The organism is Roseateles sp. P5_E11, assembly GCF_054049355.1.
The window spans coordinates 1-889 of record NZ_JBFUMO010001097.1; the positions used below are offsets into that span (position 1 = coordinate 1).

Here is an 889-nt window from a genome sequence, read left to right on the forward strand (position 1 = left end):
GGTCGACCTACCGGCTGCTGCTCAGGTAGCGCTTGCGCCTGAACAGGAACCACAGCCCCAGCGCTACGGCCAGCATCAGCAGGGCGGCATCCCAGAAGCCGTTGGCGTTCTTGATCAACGGCATCCATTCGAAATTCATGCCGAAGATGCCGGTGATCAGGTTCAGCGGCAGGAAGATGGCTGTCAGTACCGTCAGCGTGCGCATGATGCTGTTGGTGCGATGCCCCAGGGCGCTGAAGTGCATCTGCACGGCCGACTCGGCCGAGGACTCCAGCCGGCGCACATGGGTCAGCACCCGCTCCACATGCTCCAGCACGTCGCGTGAGCGCACCCGCAGCAGCTCACGCTCGCGCGTCACCTGCGGGTCGCCGTCGACCGGCCATTCGTCCAGCGCGTCTATCCACTCCTGGATGGCTGCGCGCTGGTCTTCGCAGGTGTCCTCCAGCCGGTGCAGGGCATCGCGGCTCTCCAGCAGCAGCGGCCAGTCATCGAACTCGCTGCTCTGGTCCAGCAGCACGCGCTGCAGCGTGCCGAGCTGGCGGGTCAGCAGGCGCCGCAGCTCCAGATAGCTGTCCACCATGTGGTTGACCATGCGCAGCATCAGGTCGGCCGGGCTGGCTGGCAGGCGGGCGCCGCCGCGTGCGTCGCGCTTCTCGCGGCCTTCGGTCAGGCGGTCCAGTTTCTGGGCGAAGAACTCGCGCACCTGGCAGTCGGTGGGGTGCACAGTGATCAGCACACGGTCGAAAACGGCGAAGCCGACCGGACTGGTGTCGATGGCCCGCAGCGCGCGCTGCGCCGAGGCCAGCGTGCCGTGCTCGTCATCGACGAAGAGATCCTGGCTGCCCGGCGCCGCGGCGAGGCGGCGGAAAACCAGCATGTCGTACCAGGA

General features: G+C 67.3%; 1 protein-coding gene. It reads right to left on the reverse strand.

The genetic code is table 11. The features are described 5' to 3' along the window. Positions 1 to 7: 7 nt before the first annotated feature. A partial coding sequence (locus ACXJKR_RS33675) for a CorA family divalent cation transporter (protein WP_457326564.1) occupies positions 8 to 889 on the reverse strand: 882 nt, incomplete at its 5' end.